General features: G+C 70.0%; 12 protein-coding genes. 9 read left to right on the forward strand and 3 right to left on the reverse strand.

The window, feature by feature from the left end; all coding sequences use genetic code 11:
- Positions 1 to 105: 105 nt before the first annotated feature.
- Positions 106 to 4062, reverse strand: a complete 3957-nt coding sequence (locus tag IF88_RS0108010; RefSeq protein ID WP_030708697.1) for a type VII secretion protein EccC — start codon at positions 4060 to 4062, stop codon at positions 106 to 108.
- Positions 4063 to 4257: 195 nt separating this feature from the next.
- On the opposite strand from IF88_RS0108010, the gene eccD reads away from it, so the two are divergent.
- The 6 genes from eccD (at position 4258) to IF88_RS0108040 (ending at position 11379) form a co-directional block, all read left to right on the forward strand.
- Positions 4258 to 5763, forward strand: a complete 1506-nt coding sequence (eccD, locus tag IF88_RS0108015) for a type VII secretion integral membrane protein EccD (RefSeq protein ID WP_030708699.1) — start codon at positions 4258 to 4260, stop codon at positions 5761 to 5763.
- Between the two features lie 183 nt (positions 5764 to 5946).
- Positions 5947 to 6234: a 30S ribosomal protein S15 gene (gene rpsO, locus IF88_RS0108020; protein WP_030011220.1), complete on the forward strand. Its 288-nt coding sequence runs from the start codon at positions 5947 to 5949 to the stop codon at positions 6232 to 6234.
- Between the two features lie 308 nt (positions 6235 to 6542).
- Positions 6543 to 8765: a polyribonucleotide nucleotidyltransferase gene (locus tag IF88_RS0108025; protein WP_030708702.1), complete on the forward strand. Its 2223-nt coding sequence runs from the start codon at positions 6543 to 6545 to the stop codon at positions 8763 to 8765.
- Positions 8762 to 10141, forward strand: coding sequence for a M16 family metallopeptidase (locus tag IF88_RS0108030; RefSeq protein WP_030708704.1), 1380 nt, complete (start codon positions 8762 to 8764; stop codon positions 10139 to 10141). The genes IF88_RS0108025 and IF88_RS0108030 overlap by 4 nt, the downstream gene beginning before the upstream one ends.
- A gap of 25 nt (positions 10142 to 10166) precedes the next feature.
- Positions 10167 to 10919: a 4-hydroxy-tetrahydrodipicolinate reductase gene (dapB, locus tag IF88_RS0108035; RefSeq protein WP_030708706.1), complete on the forward strand. Its 753-nt coding sequence runs from the start codon at positions 10167 to 10169 to the stop codon at positions 10917 to 10919.
- A 7-nt stretch (positions 10920 to 10926) separates the two neighbouring features.
- Positions 10927 to 11379, forward strand: coding sequence for a hypothetical protein (locus IF88_RS0108040; RefSeq protein ID WP_030708708.1), 453 nt, complete (start codon positions 10927 to 10929; stop codon positions 11377 to 11379).
- Between the two features lie 35 nt (positions 11380 to 11414).
- Here IF88_RS0108040 and IF88_RS0108045 read toward each other — a convergent pair whose 3' ends face one another.
- On the reverse strand, positions 11415 to 11987 hold the full coding sequence (locus tag IF88_RS0108045) for a PH domain-containing protein (protein ID WP_030708710.1): 573 nt from the start codon (positions 11985 to 11987) through the stop codon (positions 11415 to 11417).
- A 48-nt stretch (positions 11988 to 12035) separates the two neighbouring features.
- Positions 12036 to 12275, reverse strand: coding sequence for a hypothetical protein (locus IF88_RS0108050; protein WP_030708711.1), 240 nt, complete (start codon positions 12273 to 12275; stop codon positions 12036 to 12038).
- A gap of 214 nt (positions 12276 to 12489) precedes the next feature.
- Between IF88_RS0108050 and thyX the strand changes: the two genes are divergently transcribed.
- The 3 genes from thyX (at position 12490) to IF88_RS0108065 (ending at position 16168) form a co-directional block, all read left to right on the forward strand.
- The gene (thyX, locus tag IF88_RS0108055; RefSeq protein WP_030708713.1) at positions 12490 to 13230 is read left to right on the forward strand and encodes an FAD-dependent thymidylate synthase; all 741 of its coding nucleotides are present in this window, start codon (positions 12490 to 12492) and stop codon (positions 13228 to 13230) included.
- Positions 13231 to 13460: 230 nt separating this feature from the next.
- Positions 13461 to 14360, forward strand: a complete 900-nt coding sequence (gene dapA, locus IF88_RS0108060; protein ID WP_030708715.1) for a 4-hydroxy-tetrahydrodipicolinate synthase — start codon at positions 13461 to 13463, stop codon at positions 14358 to 14360.
- Positions 14361 to 14482: 122 nt separating this feature from the next.
- Positions 14483 to 16168 carry a ribonuclease J gene (locus IF88_RS0108065; protein WP_030708717.1) on the forward strand — a complete coding sequence of 562 codons (1686 nt, stop codon included), beginning with the start codon at positions 14483 to 14485 and terminating at the stop codon, positions 16166 to 16168.
- The last annotated feature ends 374 nt before the right edge of the window (positions 16169 to 16542 follow it).

Below are 16542 nucleotides of genomic sequence, written 5' to 3' on the forward strand. Positions count from 1 at the left end.
TGTTCACCGCCGATTATCGGTGCTGCGCCGCCGACAGGGAGAGGTTTCCACCCGATCCTTCCCGGTCGCCGGCCCCTGACGGGTGTCCGGCCACCGGGAAGGCGATCACATATGGCCCGGCATCCGCCCGAGCTGCACCAGCGACGTCCCCCGCCTGCGCGAGGCGAAGTACGCCCGGCCCGGCGGCATCGGACGCGGCCGCACGGTGCCGACGAGGTCGCCCTCGGACGGGTCGCCGGACAGGACGATGCCCTGCGCGCCCAGCTCCTTGATCCGCTGCATGAACGGCTCGTACATCGAACGCGAGGCACCCGCCGAGTTGCGGGCGATGATGAAGCGGACGCCCGTGTCCCGGGCGAAGGGCAGGAACTCCACCAGCGGCGCCAGCGGATTGCCCTGACTGGTGGCCACCAGGTCGAAGTCGTCGATCACGATGAACACGTCCGGGCCCGTCCACCAGCTGCGGTCACGCAGCTGTTGCGGAGTGACGTCGGTCGGCGGCTGCCGGCGCGAGAACACCCCGCCCAGCGCCTCCATGTGCATCTGCAGGGAGCTCGCCATCGGCGCGTACTCCAGCAGGTGCTCCTCCGGCAGCGCCCCGAGCAGGCTGCGCCGGTAGTCGCCCACGACCAGGCGCGCCTGGTCCGGCGTGTACCGCTCGGAGATCTGCTTGGCGATGAGCCGCAGCAGGTTCGTCTTGCCCGACTCGCTCTCGCCGAACACGAGGAGGAAGGGGTCGGACTCGAAGTCGACGAAAACCGGCTCCAGGTCGTTCTCGTCGATGCCGATCGCGATCCCGCGGCCGGGGAACTCCCCGCCCTTGGGCAGCTGGTCCGAGTGGAGCAGCCGCGGCAGAAGCCGCACGCCCGGAGCCGCCTGGCCCGACCAGTTCTGCTTCACCGCCTCCACGAACGCCGCCGTGGCCTCCGACAGGTCCCCGGCCTCGTGCGAGCCGTCGATCCGCGGCAGCGCACCCAGGAAGTGCAGCTTCTCCGCCACCTGGCCGCGGCCCGGCATGCCGGGCGGGACGTTCGCCGCGACCTTCCGGTCGAACTCGGAGTCCATGGTGTCGCCGAGGCGCAGCTCCAGCCGGCTGAGCATCTGGTCCTTGAGCGCGGCCCGGACTTCCATGTAGCGCGCCGCCGTGATCACCACGTGGATGCCGTAGCCCAGACCGCGGGACGCGATGTCCGTGACGATCTGCTCCAGGCCCTCGTACTCGCCCTTGAAGTTGCCCCAGCCGTCGACGATCAGGAACACGTCGCCCCACGGCTCACCGGGCAGGTCGCCCGCCGCCCGGCGCCGCCGGTAGGTGCCGATCGAGTCGATGTTGTTCGCGCGGAAGAACTCCTCGCGGCGGTTGAGGATGCCCCCGACCTCCGCGACCGTACGCCGTACCCGCTCCGGGTCCAGACGCGAGGCGATCCCGCCCACGTGCGGCAGCTCGGCCACCGCCGACAGGCTGCCACCACCGAAGTCCAGCCCGTAGAACTGCACTTCGCGCGGGGTGTGGGTGAGCGCGAAGGAGGAGATCAGCGTGCGCATCAGCGTCGACTTGCCCGACTGCGGACCGCCGACGACCATCATGTGGCCCGCCGCACCCGAGAAGTCCCGGTACAGCACCTCGCGCCGCTGCTCGAAGGGCTTGTCGATGAGGCCGAGCGGTACCACGAGCCCGCCGGGCCGCGTGTACCCGTCCGCGTGCAGCCCGCGCTCCGCGCTCGGCGCCAGCGCCGGCAGCAGCTGGTCCAGCGGCGGGGCCTGGTCGAGCGGCGGCAGCCACACCTGGTGCGCCGGCACCCCCTGCCCCTCCAGCCGGCTCACGATCACGTCGAGCACCGTGTCGGCGAGCGCGTCGTCCTCCCGCGGCGTCTGCGCCGCCAGGTACGCCGGGTCCGGGGCCGCGTACACCACCGGCACCGGAGCCGCCGTGAACAGCGCGGGCCGCCGCTCCACCGGGAACAGCCCCACCGACAGGTCGGGCCCGCCCGAGCGGTAGGTGCCCGACACGTACGCCGCCTTGAAGCGGGTCATCTCGTCCGTACCGAACTTCAGGTAGCCCGAACCGGGCACCGACGGCAGGTGGTAGGCGTCCGGCACGCCGATCGCGGTCCGCGACTCCGCCGCCGAGAAGGTCCGCAGACCGATCCGGTACGACAGGTACGTGTCGAGGCCGCGCAGCTTGCCCTCCTCCAGACGCTGCGAGGCCAGCAGCAGGTGCACACCCAGCGACCGGCCGATGCGGCCGATCTGGATGAACATGTCGATGAAGTCCGGCTTCGCCGTCAGCAGCTCGCTGAACTCGTCGATGACCAGCACCAGCGAGGCCAGCGGCTCCAGCGGGGCGCCGGCCGCGCGGGCCTTCTCGTAGTCGTGGATGTTGGCGTAGTTGCCCGCCGAACGCAGCAGCTCCTGACGGCGCTGCAGCTCGCCGCGGATCGAGTCGCCCATGCGGTCCACGAGCGTGAGGTCGTCCGCCAGGTTGGTGATGACGGCCGCGACGTGCGGCATCTGTCCCATGCCCGTGAAGGTCGCACCGCCCTTGAAGTCGGCGAGCACGAAGTTCAGCGTCTCCGAGGTGTGCGTGACCGCCAGGCCCAGCACCAGCGTGCGCAGCAGCTCCGACTTGCCGGAACCGGTCGCGCCCACGCACAGGCCGTGCGGGCCCATGCCCTCCTGCGCGGCCTCCTTCAGGTCCAGCATGACCGGAGTGCCGTCCTCGCCGACACCGATCGGCACGCGCAGCCGCTCACCGGCCGACCTCGGCCGCCAGGTCCGTGCCACGTCCACCGCGGCCGCGTCGCCCAGGTTCAGCAGGTCCGTGAAGTCCAGGTTGGCGAGCAGCGGCTCGTCGTCGTCCCCGCCACCCGTGCGCAGCGGCGCCAACTGCCGGGCCAGGGCCTCCGCCGCGGGCAGTGACAGGGTGTCCGGGACGCCCTCGTACGCGACACCCGCGCCCGACTCCAGGCGCAGCCGGCCCGGCCGCACCACGACCGACAGCCCGCCGCGCGGCTCGTCCAGCTCGCCCGCCACCACCTCGACTATCGTCACGCCCTGCAGCCCCTCGGCCGCCGCGAACACCGAGTCCGGCGGCACCAGGCCCCCGTCCAGCACGACCACCAGGTGCGGCTGGTCCAGGACCGGGGACACGTCACGGCTGAACCGCGGCCGGCCCTCCAACCGGGGCCCCAGCAGCCCCTCCAACTCGGCGAGGTCGTCGCCGAACAGCCGCTTCGTACCGGCCCCGTCGACCTGCCCCGGGAGCTGCGTGTGCGGCAGCCACTTCGTCCAGTCCCACGAGGGCACCGCACCCGGCGCGGCCACCACGGCCACCATCAGGTCCTCGGGGGAGTGCAGCGTCGCCAGCTGCGCGACCATCGCCCGCGCCGTACTGCGCGCGGAGTCCGGCTCCCCGGACACCGTCACGTGGTAGAACGCCCGGATCGACAGCGCCACCGGCAGGCCGTCCAGAGTGGAGTGCACCTTCAGGAAGCGCTGCATCGCGCCCGCGGTCAGCGGCTCCAGCTCGTCCACCGGCGCCGTCTCCGGCGCCACCAGCGTGGTCGCCAGCCGCTGCGCGCCCAGCCCGAGCCGGGCCTGCCCGAAGTCCGGGTCGCCGACGCGCCGCTCCCACAGCCGCGAACCCTCCGCCACGACCGACCACAACTGCTCGGGGGCCGGGTGCAGATACAGCTGCGCGTCGCGCTGCGCCCGCGCGGTACGCCGTACCTGACGGCGCGTCTGCGCAAGGTATTTGAGGTAGTCCCGGCGCACATCGGCCATTTGCCCCTGCGTACCGCGCCGGTGGCGCATCAGCTGGGCGATGACCATGCCGACGGTCGACACGAGCATCAGCACACCCATGATGCGCATGAACGGTGCCGCGCCCGGCATGAAGAAGAAGACGACGGAAGAGCCCATGCCGAGCATCGGCAGGAGCTGCATCAGCATGCCCTCCTGCTGCCCGCGCGGAAGTTCGGGCGGAGCTTCCAGCCTCAGCTCGTCCGAGGGAACCTCGGGCGGCAGGGACCGCGGCGGGCGTTTGACGACGATCTGGCTCACCGGAGCATCAATCCCTCGAAAACGGACGGGACGTCATAACCGGCGCCCCCAAGTCCCGGGCGCGAAGGGGGTTCCCCCACGCGTCGGTGATCCTACTTGCCGACAGTAGGCCAGACGCCCGGTAGGGTGGCGCGCGCAGCATGCGCATCCGCGAATCGTCCGCCGGTGCGGGCACCAACCAGGGGGGTCACACAGGTGAGTACGGCCGCAACGACGGGCTTCTGCAGGGTCACCGTCGTGGCTCCTGACAGTCGGATCGACGTCGCCCTCCCCGAGGACATCGCCGTCGCCGACGTCTATCCCGAGCTGCTGCGCCTCACCGGCCAGACCCAGCCCGTGGGCGCCCCGACCGGGTTCCACCTCGTACGCCGCTCCGGCACCGTCCTCGACGGCGCCCGCACCCTCGCCGCCCAGCAGATCCTCGACGGCGAGGTGCTGAGCCTGCGCCCCTTCGCCGAGTCCCTGCCGCCCGCGGTGTTCGACGACGTCTCCGACGCCGTCGCCTCCGCCGTCGTCCGCGACCGGCACCGCTGGAGCGACGACATGCTGCGCGGCGCGGGCCTGGCCGGCGCCGCCCTGCTGCTCGTCATGCTCGGCTTCGTCCTCTGGTACGCCGACCCGGTCCGCCACGACATGCACGGCCTGCCGGGGATCATCGCCGGGGCCGTCGGCGTCCTGCTCACCGGCGTGGCCGGAGTCCGGGCCCGCGTCTACCGCGACAGGCTCTCCGCCGTGGCCCTCGGCCTCGGCGCCCTCCCGCACCTGCTGATCGCCGGCTCCGGGATCATCGCCCCGGCCGTCGGCGACGGTCCCGGCCGGCTCCAGTTCCTGGTCGGTTGCGTCTGCGTCCTGGTCGCCTCCGTCGCCCTGGTCGCGCTCACCCCCAGTGGCGACGCCCCCTTCGTCGCGGCCACCTTCGTCGCCGCCACCGGAACCCTCGCCACCTTCGTCGCCATCGCCACCGAGGCCTCCGCGACCCACACCGCCGCCGCCTGCGCCCCCGTCGCCATCGGCCTCGTCGCCTTCCTCCCCGGCCTCTCCGCCCGCTTCGCCCGGCTGCCCATCGGCTACGCCGCCCCGCAGAGCGCCACCGAGGATTACGAGACCCCGGACCGCTACGAGACCGAGCCGTACGGTGACCAGCCCGGCTCCGACCAGCACGAGCAGGGCGCCCCGCTCGACGCCGAGGCCATCGCCGCCCAGGCCCGGCGCGGCCACGAGATGCTCCTCGGCCTGGTCGGCGGCTGCGCCGCCGTCGCCGTCGCGTCCGCCGCCGTCCTCGGCTTCTCCGACAACACGTGGGGCCGGCTGCTGGCCCTGGCCACCGGCCTCGCGATGCTGCTGCGCGCCCGCCTCTTCCGCTACACCTCGCAGGTCGTGTGCGCCCTCGCCGCCGGCCTGGCCGCCATCGCCCTGCTGATCCTCGGCATGGCCCTGCACCCGCCGACCGACCTGATCGAGGCCCTGGTCGTCGAGCAGGACAGCAGCGGCCTGGACCTCCGTACGATCTGGCTGACCGCCGCCGTCGCCGCCGGCGCGGCCCTCCTCGCCGGAATTGCGCTTGTCATCCCGCGCAAGGGTCTGTCACCCTTCTGGGGAAGGCTGCTCGACCTCACCGAGGCGGCGGTCCTGCTCAGCCTGGTCCCCCTGACCCTGGCCGTGCTGGACGTTTACTCCCGGGCCCGCGCTCTCACCAGCTGAGACGCCGCGTCCCGGCAGCCTGGTACGCTGTGTGACGGCCGTTTGTGTACGCGTCCCCCGGATTCCTTCCCAAGGGTCTGTGGACTGCGCTCAGCGGACCCCGCCTCCCGAGTTACGGAAGCTCCCCAGAGACTCAGACCTGGGGCACTCGGTGGCAACGAAGACCTAAAACGAGGAGTACGCGTGCCGCTCGACGCCGCTACGAAGAAGCAGATCATCACCGAGTTCGGTGCCAAGGAGGGCGACACCGGCTCCCCCGAGGTCCAGGTTGCGATGCTCTCCCGCCGCATCTCGGACCTGACCGAGCACCTGAAGACGCACAAGCACGACCACCACTCCCGTCGTGGTCTGCTGATCCTGGTCGGCCAGCGTCGCCGCCTGCTGCAGTACCTGGCCAAGAAGGACATCCAGCGCTTCCGTACGCTGGTCGAGCGCCTCGGCATCCGCCGCGGTGCGGCCGGCGCCAAGTAACACGCCGTGAAGGGAGCGGTTCCCACATCAGGGGGCCGCTCCCTTTGCTGTACGTGCGCACCGGACCGGACCCTTTGTAGTCTGGAACGGACGCACGTGCGCGTCTGAGGAAGACGGCGCGCACAACTGAAGAGGAGGAGCGCCCTCCCACGCCGCCGGTCCTCGGTAGTGGCACCCGGAATGCCCCCAGGGGGCAACGAACCGGATGCTTCGATCGAAGACCGGCCCGCACGCCAGGAGCGCTTCTCCGCAACCGTCCACCGCCACACGGGCGGCGGACGGAGACGACGAAAATGGAGAAAACGCTAGTGGAGAACGAGACCCACTACGCCGAGGCCGTCATTGACAACGGTTCCTTCGGCACCCGCACCATCCGCTTCGAGACGGGCCGTCTGGCCCGCCAGGCCGCCGGCTCCGCCGTTGCCTACCTGGACGACGACACGATGGTGCTGTCCGCCACCACCGCGTCGAAGAAGCCCAAGGACCAGCTCGACTTCTTCCCCCTGACGGTGGACGTCGAGGAGCGGCAGTACGCGGCCGGCAAGATCCCCGGCTCCTTCTTCCGCCGTGAGGGCCGCCCCTCCGAGGACGCGATCCTCACCTGCCGCCTGATCGACCGCCCGCTGCGCCCGTCCTTCAAGAAGGGCCTGCGCAACGAGATCCAGGTCGTCGCCACGATCATGGCGCTCAACCCCGACCACCTGTACGACGTCGTCGCGATCAACGCCGCGTCCGCGTCCACGCAGCTGGCCGGCCTGCCCTTCTCCGGCCCGATCGGCGGCGTCCGCGTCGCGCTGATCCGCGGCCAGTGGGTGGCCTTCCCGACGCACACCGAGCTCGAGGACGCCGTCTTCGACATGGTCGTCGCGGGCCGCGTCCTGGAGGACGGCGACGTCGCGATCATGATGGTCGAGGCCGAGGCCACCGAGAAGACCATCGCCCTCGTCAAGGGCGGCGCCCAGGCGCCGACCGAGGAGATCGTCGCCGCGGGTCTCGACGCCTCGAAGCCCTTCATCAAGGTCCTCTGCAAGGCCCAGGCCGACCTGGCCGCCAAGGCCGCGAAGCCCGAGGGCGAGTTCCCGGTCTTCCTGGACTACCAGGACGACGTGTACGAGGCCCTCGCGGCCGCCGTCAAGGGCGAGCTCTCCCAGGCGCTGACCATCGCGGGCAAGCAGGACCGCGAGGCCGAGCTGGACCGCGTCAAGGAGCTCGCCGCCGACAAGCTCCTCCCGGCCTTCGAGGGCCGCGAGAAGGAGATCTCCGCCGCCTACCGCAGCCTGACCAAGGCCCTGGTGCGCGAGCGCGTCATCAAGGACAAGGTCCGCATCGACGGCCGCGGGATCACGGACATCCGTACCCTCGCCGCCGAGGTCGAGGCCATCCCGCGCGTGCACGGCTCGGCGCTGTTCGAGCGTGGCGAGACCCAGATCCTGGGCGTCACCACCCTCAACATGCTCCGCATGGAGCAGCAGCTGGACACCCTCTCCCCGGTGACCCGCAAGCGCTACATGCACAACTACAACTTCCCGCCGTACTCCGTCGGTGAGACCGGCCGCGTCGGTTCGCCGAAGCGCCGCGAGATCGGCCACGGCGCGCTCGCCGAGCGCGCGATCGTGCCGGTCCTCCCGACCCGCGAGGAGTTCCCGTACGCGATCCGTCAGGTGTCCGAGGCCCTCGGCTCCAACGGTTCGACGTCCATGGGCTCCGTCTGCGCCTCCACCATGTCGCTGCTGAACGCCGGTGTGCCCCTCAAGGCCCCCGTCGCCGGTATCGCCATGGGCCTGATCTCCCAGGAGATCGACGGCAAGACCCACTACGTCGCCCTCACCGACATCCTCGGTGCGGAGGACGCCTTCGGCGACATGGACTTCAAGGTCGCCGGCACCAAGGAGTTCGTCACCGCGCTCCAGCTGGACACCAAGCTCGACGGCATCCCGGCCTCCGTTCTGGCCGCCGCCCTCAAGCAGGCCCGCGACGCCCGCCTCCACATCCTCGACGTGATGATGGAAGCGATCGACACGCCGGACGCCATGTCCCCCTTCGCCCCCCGGATCATCACCGTCAAGATCCCGGTGGACAAGATCGGTGAGGTCATCGGCCCCAAGGGCAAGATGATCAACCAGATCCAGGAGGACACCGGCGCCGAGATCACGATCGAGGACGACGGCACCATCTACATCGGTGCCTCCGACGGCCCGGCCGCCGAGGCCGCCCGCGCCACGATCAACGCCATCGCCAACCCGACCATGCCGGAGGTCGGCGAGCGCTACCTGGGTACGGTCGTCAAGACCACCACCTTCGGTGCCTTCGTCTCCCTGATGCCCGGCAAGGACGGCCTGCTGCACATCTCGCAGATCCGCAAGCTGGCCGGTGGCAAGCGCGTGGAGAACGTCGAGGACGTGCTCGCGGTCGGCACCAAGGTCCAGGTGGAGATCGCCGAGATCGACCAGCGCGGCAAGCTCTCCCTGATCCCCGTGATCGACGGCGAGGCCGCCGGCGACGACGCTGACAAGGACGACTCCGACAAGTGATGTCGCGTAGTTCCCGTGTGACGGCCCGCCCCTCTCCGGAGGGGCGGGCCGTCGCCCGTACCCAAACCCTCCTCAAGGGGAGCAACGGCATCGGCACCGTCCGGCGCACGGTCCTCCCCGGCGGACTGCGCGTCGTCACCGAGACGCTGCCCTCGGTCCGCTCCGCCACCTTCGGCATCTGGGCGCACGTCGGCTCCCGTGACGAGACGCCGACGCTGAACGGCGCCACGCACTACCTGGAGCACCTCCTCTTCAAGGGCACCGCCAAGCGCACCGCCCTCGACATCTCCTCCGCGATAGACGCGGTCGGCGGCGAGATGAACGCCTTCACGGCGAAGGAGTACACCTGCTACTACGCCCGGGTGCTCGACACCGACCTGCCGCTCGCCATCGACGTGGTGTGCGACATGCTCACCGGCTCGCTGATCCGCGAGGAGGACGTCGACGCCGAGCGCGGCGTCATCCTCGAAGAGATCGCGATGACCGAGGACGACCCGGGCGACGTGGTCCACGACCTGTTCGCGCAGACCATGTACGGGGACACCCCCCTGGGCCGCCCCGTCCTCGGCACCGTCGACACGATCAACGCCCTGGGCGCCGAGCGGATCCGTCGCTTCTACAAGAAGCACTACGACCCGACCCACCTCGTCGTGGCCGCCGCCGGCAACGTCGACCACAACAAGGTCGTACGCCAGGTCCGTGCCGCCTTCGAGAAGGCCGGCGCCCTGGGCCGCACCGACGCCGAGCCGATCGGCCCGCGCAGCGGCGCCAAGCGCATCCGCACCGCCGGCCGCGTCGAGCTGGTGAACCGCAAGACCGAGCAGGCCCACGTGGTCCTCGGCATGCCGGGCATCGCCCGCACCGACGAGCGGCGCTGGGCGCTCGGCGTGCTGAACACGGCCCTCGGCGGCGGCATGTCCTCGCGGCTCTTCCAGGAGGTCCGGGAGAAGCGCGGCCTCGCCTACAGCGTGTACTCGTATACCTCGGCCTTCGCCGACACCGGCCTCTTCGGCGTGTACGCGGGCTGCCGGCCCAACCAGGTCCACGACGTGCTCCGGATCTGCCGCGACGAGCTGGACAAGGTCGCGAACGAGGGGCTCGGCGACGACGAGATCAAGCGGGCCATCGGCCAGCTGTCCGGCTCCACCGTCCTCGGCCTGGAGGACACCGGCGCCATCATGAACCGGATCGGCAAGAGCGAGCTGTGCTGGGGCGACCAGATGTCGGTCGACGACATGCTGGCCCGGATCGCCGCGGTGACCCCGGACGACGTCCGCTCGGTCGCACAGGATGTACTGGCCCAGCGCCCCTCGCTCGCGGTGATCGGCCCGCTGAAGGAGAAGCAGGCCGCCCGTCTCGACGAAGCGGTCGCCTAGTTCCGTACGTGAGTAAGGAAGCAACATGAGCAAGCTGCGCGTGGCAGTCCTCGGCGCCCAGGGCCGCATCGGCGCTGAGGCGGTCAAGGCGGTCGAGGCCGCCGACGACATGGAGCTGGTGGCCGCCCTCGGCCGCGGCGACAAGCTGGAGACGCTGGCCGAGGCCGGCGCCCAGGTCGCGGTCGAGCTGACCACCCCGGCCTCGGTGATGGGGAACCTGGACTTCCTCATCCGCCACGGCATCCACGGAGTGGTCGGCACCACCGGCTGGACCGAGGACCGCCTCGCCCAGCTGAACACCTGGCTCGCCGGCTCCCCGGAGACCGGTGTGCTCATCGCCCCGAACTTCTCCATCGGCGCCGTCCTCACCATGAAGTTCGCGGCCCAGGCCGCCCGCTACTTCGAGTCCGTCGAGGTCGTCGAGCTGCACCACCCCAACAAGGTCGACGCCCCCTCCGGTACGGCGACCCGCACGGCGCAGCTCATCGCGGCGGCCCGCGCCGAAGCCGGCCTCGGCGCGCAGCCCGACGCCACCGCCACGGCCCTCGACGGGGCCCGCGGCGCGGACGTCGACGGCGTCCCGGTGCACGCCGTCCGCCTGCGCGGACTGCTGGCCCACCAGGAGGTGCTCCTCGGCGGTGAGGGCGAGACCCTGACCATCCGTCACGACTCCCTGCACCACAGCAGCTTCATGCCGGGCATCCTGCTCGGCGCGCGCCGCGTGACGCAGACCCCGGGCCTCACCTTCGGCCTGGAACACTTCCTCGACCTGGGCTGAGTTCACGATGCGCGCGAAGATCACGTACTTCCTCACGGCCGCCGTCCTGGTCGTCTACTTCGTCCTGGTCGGCAGCCGGGGCCTGATGCTGATCGGGCACGGTACCTGGCTCACCGTCACCTTCGGTGTGGCCGTGCTGATCCTGCCGGTCATCGGTGTCTGGTTCCTCTGGAAGAACACGCAGTTCGTCACCCGGGCCAACCACCTCGCCGGCGAGCTGGAGGCCGAGGGCGGACTGCCCGTCGACGAGCTGGAGCGGGACGCGTACGGTCGGATCCTGCGGGATTCCGCCGACGAGGTCTTCGCGCGCCGCAAGGCGGAGACCGAGGACGCGCCGGGGGACTGGCGCAGCTGGTTCCGGCTCGCCGTCGCCTACCACGACGCCCGGGACACCCCGCGGGCGCGCAAGGCCATGCAGCGGGCGATCGCCCTGCACGACAAGAAGCCCGTACAGGTCTGACACCTGTACGGGCTTCCCGGGCGCGCCGCGGCGGATCAGGCGGCCACGGGCCGGTACTCGTCGGCCCAGGCACCCACCGTGTCGGCCGCCCGGTCGAAGGCCTCCGCCCGCGACAGGAAATCGGCGTTGTGGTCGGTCATTAGCACCGGCGCCGGGAACTGCGCGCCGTTGTGCCCGGACATCGTCAGCGCCTGCCCCTGCACGGTCCTCGGCAGTCCGAGCCAGCGCACCGGCTGCTGCACCGTACGGAGCTCGGCGATCTCGCTCCACTTGACCGTGCGGGTCACGAGGAACCCCACCCGGCGCAGCCCCGCACGGCTCACCCACACGCCCACGCGCAGCGTCTGCACCGCCGATGCCACGACCACGAGGGCGGCCGCCAGGCACACGCCGGCTCCGCCCCACGCACCCGCGAACGCGATGATCATCGTGGCGAGCAGCATGAAGGCGGACAGCAGGAGCAGCAGCGCGGAGATGGCCACGCGCCAGGGGCCGGGGCGGTAGGGCCGGCGCCAGCGGTCGTGGTCGGCATGGGCCAGGACCTCGTCGCCGTCGCCGTCGTCATCCGCATCGGATACGCCGTCGGCCGTCAGGAAGGGCAGGGGCACGGCTGGACCTCACTCACATGCACGTTCGGTTGGGCTGTGCCCGTGAGGCTACCGCCCCTCGGACGCCTCCGACTGCTGCGACTTCTCCGGTGCCTTGCTCGGCTGCAGTGCGGGCATACCGAAGAGCAGTGAGCCGGCGAGCCCCGCAACCACGGTCAGTCCGACCAGACTACGGGCGGCCATCTGGGTCCGGCTCAGACGCTCGCGCGGCGGCGGAGTGACGTTGCTTCGGAAACGGTCGGCTTCGGAGACGAAAGCGAACGGGACGGCTTCACGCCGGAGGAACATCAGAGCGAATCTCCTCGGGATGGAATGGGTGTGCGGTCTCCTAGGTAGGACGAACGAACCGGTCAATCGGTGCCGGATTTCGGGACATTCACCAGATTTCATGGCTGTGCGTCAGCTGTGAGGGGTCCGCCGTGCGCGTGCGTTTGCGCGAGGACCCGCGGGGGGCGCCGTAGAGTGGGCGCGCCCCAGGAACGCACGTTTGGAAGGACCCCCGGTGAGCGAGACCGCCGCTTCAGATCTGAAACCCAGCTTCCGCAGTGACGTGACGGTGGAGCTGGTGAAGCACTCCGCCGCCGACTCCGACGTGCTGTGGGCCGCGCGCGTCTCCACCGCCGGCGAGCAGTCCCTGGAGGAGCTGCAGAAGGACCCGGAGCGCTCCAAGGGCCTCATCAACTACCTGATGCGGGACCGTCACGGCAGCCCCTTCGAGCACAACTCGATGACCTTCTTCATCAGCGCCCCGATCTTCGTCTTCCGCGAGTTCATGCGCCACCGCGTGGGCTGGTCGTACAACGAGGAATCGGGCCGCTACAGGGAGCTCGAACCGGTCTTCTACGTCCCGGACGCGGAGCGCAAGCTCGTCCAGGAGGGCCGCCCGGGCAAGTACGTCTTCGTCGAGGGCACCCGGGCGCAGCAGGAGCTGACCGGCCGCGTCATGGAGGACTCCTACGTGCGGGCCTACGAGGCCTACCAGGAGATGCTCGCCGCGGGCGTGGCCCGGGAGGTTGCCCGTTCGGTCCTGCCGGTCGGTCTTTTCTCCTCGATGTACGCCACCTGCAACGCGCGCTCGCTGATGCACTTCCTCGGCCTGCGCACGCAGCACGAGCTCGCGGCGGTGCCGTCCTTCCCGCAGCGGGAGATCGAGATGGTCGGCGAGAAGATGGAGCAGCACTGGGCGAAGCTCATGCCGCTCACGTACGCGGCCTACAACGGCAACGGGCGCGTTGCCCCGTAAGGCCCGTTGCTCCTGCGGCGTACAGATGTGCTGCGTCAAGTCCTAAGTGTCCGTATTGCGACGTTTCGTAAACTTCATCTAGGCTGATCAAACGGACCCGGCACTGCTTGAACCCCCGAGCAGGCAGTGCCGGCGTCCAACAGCCCCGCCCGGCCGCCGCCGGGCGGCACACCCCGTTGAACGTCCCCCGAGGGGACACCGCGAGCATGGCAGCGAGTAGCGTGTTACCCATGGCTCCGATCTCGACTCCGCAGACCCCCTTCGGGCGGGTCCTCACCGCCATGATCACGCCGTTCACGGCGGATGGCGCACTCGACCTCGACGGCGCGCAGCAGCTCGCCGTCCACCTGGTGGACGCAGGCAACGACGGCCTGATCATCAACGGCACCACTGGCGAGTCGCCGACCACCACCGACGCGGAGAAAAACGACCTCGTACGAGCCGTCCTCGAAGCCGTCGGAGACCGCGCCCACGTGGTCGCCGGCATCGGTACCAACGACACCCGCCACACCCTGGAACTGGCCCGCCAGGCCGAGCGCACCGGCGCCCACGGCCTGCTCGCGGTCACCCCGTACTACAGCAAGCCGCCGCAGGAGGGCCTCTACCGGCACTTCACGGCCATCGCCGACGCCACCGAGCTGCCGGTCATGCTCTACGACATCCCCGGCCGCAGTGGTGTCCCGATCGAGACGGAAACTCTCGTACGGCTGGCCGAGCACCCCCGTATCGTTGCCAACAAGGACGCCAAGGGCGACCTCGGCCGCGCCGGCTGGGCCATCGCCCGGAGCGGCCTGGCCTGGTACTCCGGCGACGACATGCTGAACCTGCCGCTCCTGTCGGTCGGCGCGGTCGGCTTCGTCTCCGTGGTCGGCCACGTGGTCACCCCCGAGCTGCGCGCCATGCTGGAGGCCCACCTGGACGGAGACGTCCAGAAGGCCGCCGAGATCCACCAGAAGCTGCTCCCGGTCTTCACCGGCATGTTCCGCACCCAGGGCGTGATGACGACCAAGGGCGCGCTGAACCTGCAGGGCCTGCCCGCGGGCCCGCTCCGGCTCCCGCTGATCGAACTGACCGCCGAAGAGACGGCGCAGCTCAAGATCGATCTTGCCGCCGGCGGGGTACAGCTCTGACAACAGACTTCACAACTGAATAGCAAGTACGAACAAATACGGAACAGACAACAGCAAGTGCACGAATGACATGCGCGCCACGTGCCTTCCGGGTACGTGGCGTGCGTGGTGAGGAGACACTTTTGAGCCATCCGCATCCGGAACTCGGTCCGCCGCCGAAGCTGCCCAAGGGCGGCCTCAGAGTCACCCCCCTGGGTGGTCTCGGCGAGATCGGCCGCAACATGACCGTCTTCGAGTTCGACGGTCGCCTGCTGATCGTCGACTGCGGCGTCCTCTTCCCCGAAGAGGAGCAGCCGGGCATCGACCTGATCCTGCCGGACTTCTCGTCCATCAGGGACCGCCTCGACGACATCGAGGGCATCGTCCTCACGCACGGTCACGAGGACCACATCGGCGCCGTCCCCTACCTCCTCCGGGAGAAGCCGGACATCCCGCTGATCGGCTCCAAGCTGACGCTGGCCCTCATCGAGGCGAAGCTCCAGGAGCACCGCATCCGCCCCTACACCCTTGAGGTGAAGGAAGGCGAGCGCGAGGCCCTGGGCCCCTTCGACTGCGAGTTCATCGCGGTCAACCACTCCATCCCCGACGCCCTGGCCGTCGCGATCCGGACCCCCGCGGGCCTGGTCGTCGCCACCGGCGACTTCAAGATGGACCAGCTCCCGCTGGACCAGCGCCTCACCGACCTGCACGCCTTCGCGCGCCTGAGTGAAGAGGGCATCGACCTCCTCCTCTCGGACTCGACGAACGCCGAGGTCCCGGGCTTCGTCCCGCCCGAGCGCGAGATCTCCAACGTCCTGCGCACGGTCTTCGCGAACGCCCACAACCGGATCATCGTGGCCAGCTTCGCCAGCCACGTGCACCGCATCCAGCAGATCCTCGACGCCGCCCACGAGTACGGCCGCCGGGTCGCCTTCGTCGGCCGCTCGATGGTCCGCAACATGGGCATCGCCCGCGACCTCGGCTACCTGAAGGTCCCGGCCGGACTCGTGGTGGACGTCAAGACCCTCGACGACCTGCCGGCCCACGAGGTCGTCCTGGTCTGCACGGGTTCCCAGGGCGAGCCGATGGCGGCCCTGTCCCGCATGGCCAACCGCGACCACCAGATCCGGATCGTCCCCGGCGACACCGTGATCCTGGCGTCGTCCCTGATCCCGGGCAACGAGAACGCGGTCTACCGCGTGATCAACGGCCTGACCCGCTGGGGCGCCAACGTCGTGCACAAGGGCAACGCCAAGGTGCACGTCTCGGGCCACGCCTCGGCCGGCGAGCTGCTGTACTTCTACAACATCTGCAAGCCGCGCAACCTGATGCCGGTCCACGGCGAATGGCGCCACCTGCGCGCCAACGCCGAGCTCGGTGCCCTGACGGGCGTCCCGAAGGACCGCATCGTCATCGCCGAGGACGGCGTGGTCGTCGACCTGATCGACGGCAAGGCCCGGATCTCCGGCAAGGTCCAGGCCGGCTACGTCTACGTGGACGGCCTCTCGGTCGGCGACGTCACGGAAGTCCACCTCAAGGACCGCAAGATCCTCGGTGACGAGGGCATCATCTCGGTCTACGTCGTGGTCGACAGCAGCACCGGCAAGGTCGTCAGCGGCCCGAACATCCAGGCCCGCGGCTCCGGCATCGACGACTCGGCCTTCGGAACGGTCATCCCGAAGATCGAGGAAGCCATCGCCCGCGCCGCGGCCGACGGCGTCGCCGAGCCGCACCAGATCCAGCAGCTGATCCGCCGCACGATGGGCAAGTGGGTCTCGGACGGCTACCGACGCCGTCCGATGATCCTCCCGGTCGTCGTCGAGGTCTGAGCCTCGTCGTAACGCCGGAAGGGGAGCGGGGCAACCGGATTTGCATCCGGGGGCCCCGCTCCAGTACGTTTACGTCTCCACCTCGCAGATGCCCGGGCACACACGTGTGTCCGGACGGTCCGCGCGAGCGGGTGTGAATCCAGACCAGGGAGACCTGATAAAGTCTGATCCGCCCGAAAGGGAAAGGCCCTCCGAAGGCCATTGGAATTCGAATCCGGCCGGAAACGGCCCGGAGAGAATCTGATAGAGTCGGAATCGCTGGAAAGGGAAAGCGTGAAAGCGCAGGAACTGGAAAGCGCCGAGGAAGTCGGACACGAAAGAGTCTGATAGAGTCGGAAACGCAAGAACACAGAACGAAAGCCCGGAGGAAAGCC

The organism is Streptomyces sp. NRRL F-2580 (assembly GCF_000720115.1).
Classification (GTDB): Bacteria; Actinomycetota; Actinomycetes; order Streptomycetales; family Streptomycetaceae; genus Streptomyces.

Bases quoted from the DNA above. Each gene is read 5' to 3' on its own strand.
- dapA (WP_030708715.1), top strand. From the start codon at position 13,461: ATGGCTCCGATCTCGACTCCGCAGACCCCCTTCGGGCGGGTCCTCACC.
- IF88_RS0108040 (WP_030708708.1), top strand. From the start codon at position 10,927: ATGCGCGCGAAGATCACGTACTTCCTCACGGCCGCCGTCCTGGTCGTC.
- dapB (WP_030708706.1), top strand. From the start codon at position 10,167: ATGAGCAAGCTGCGCGTGGCAGTCCTCGGCGCCCAGGGCCGCATCGGC.
- IF88_RS0108050 (WP_030708711.1), bottom strand. From the start codon at position 12,275: ATGTTCCTCCGGCGTGAAGCCGTCCCGTTCGCTTTCGTCTCCGAAGCC.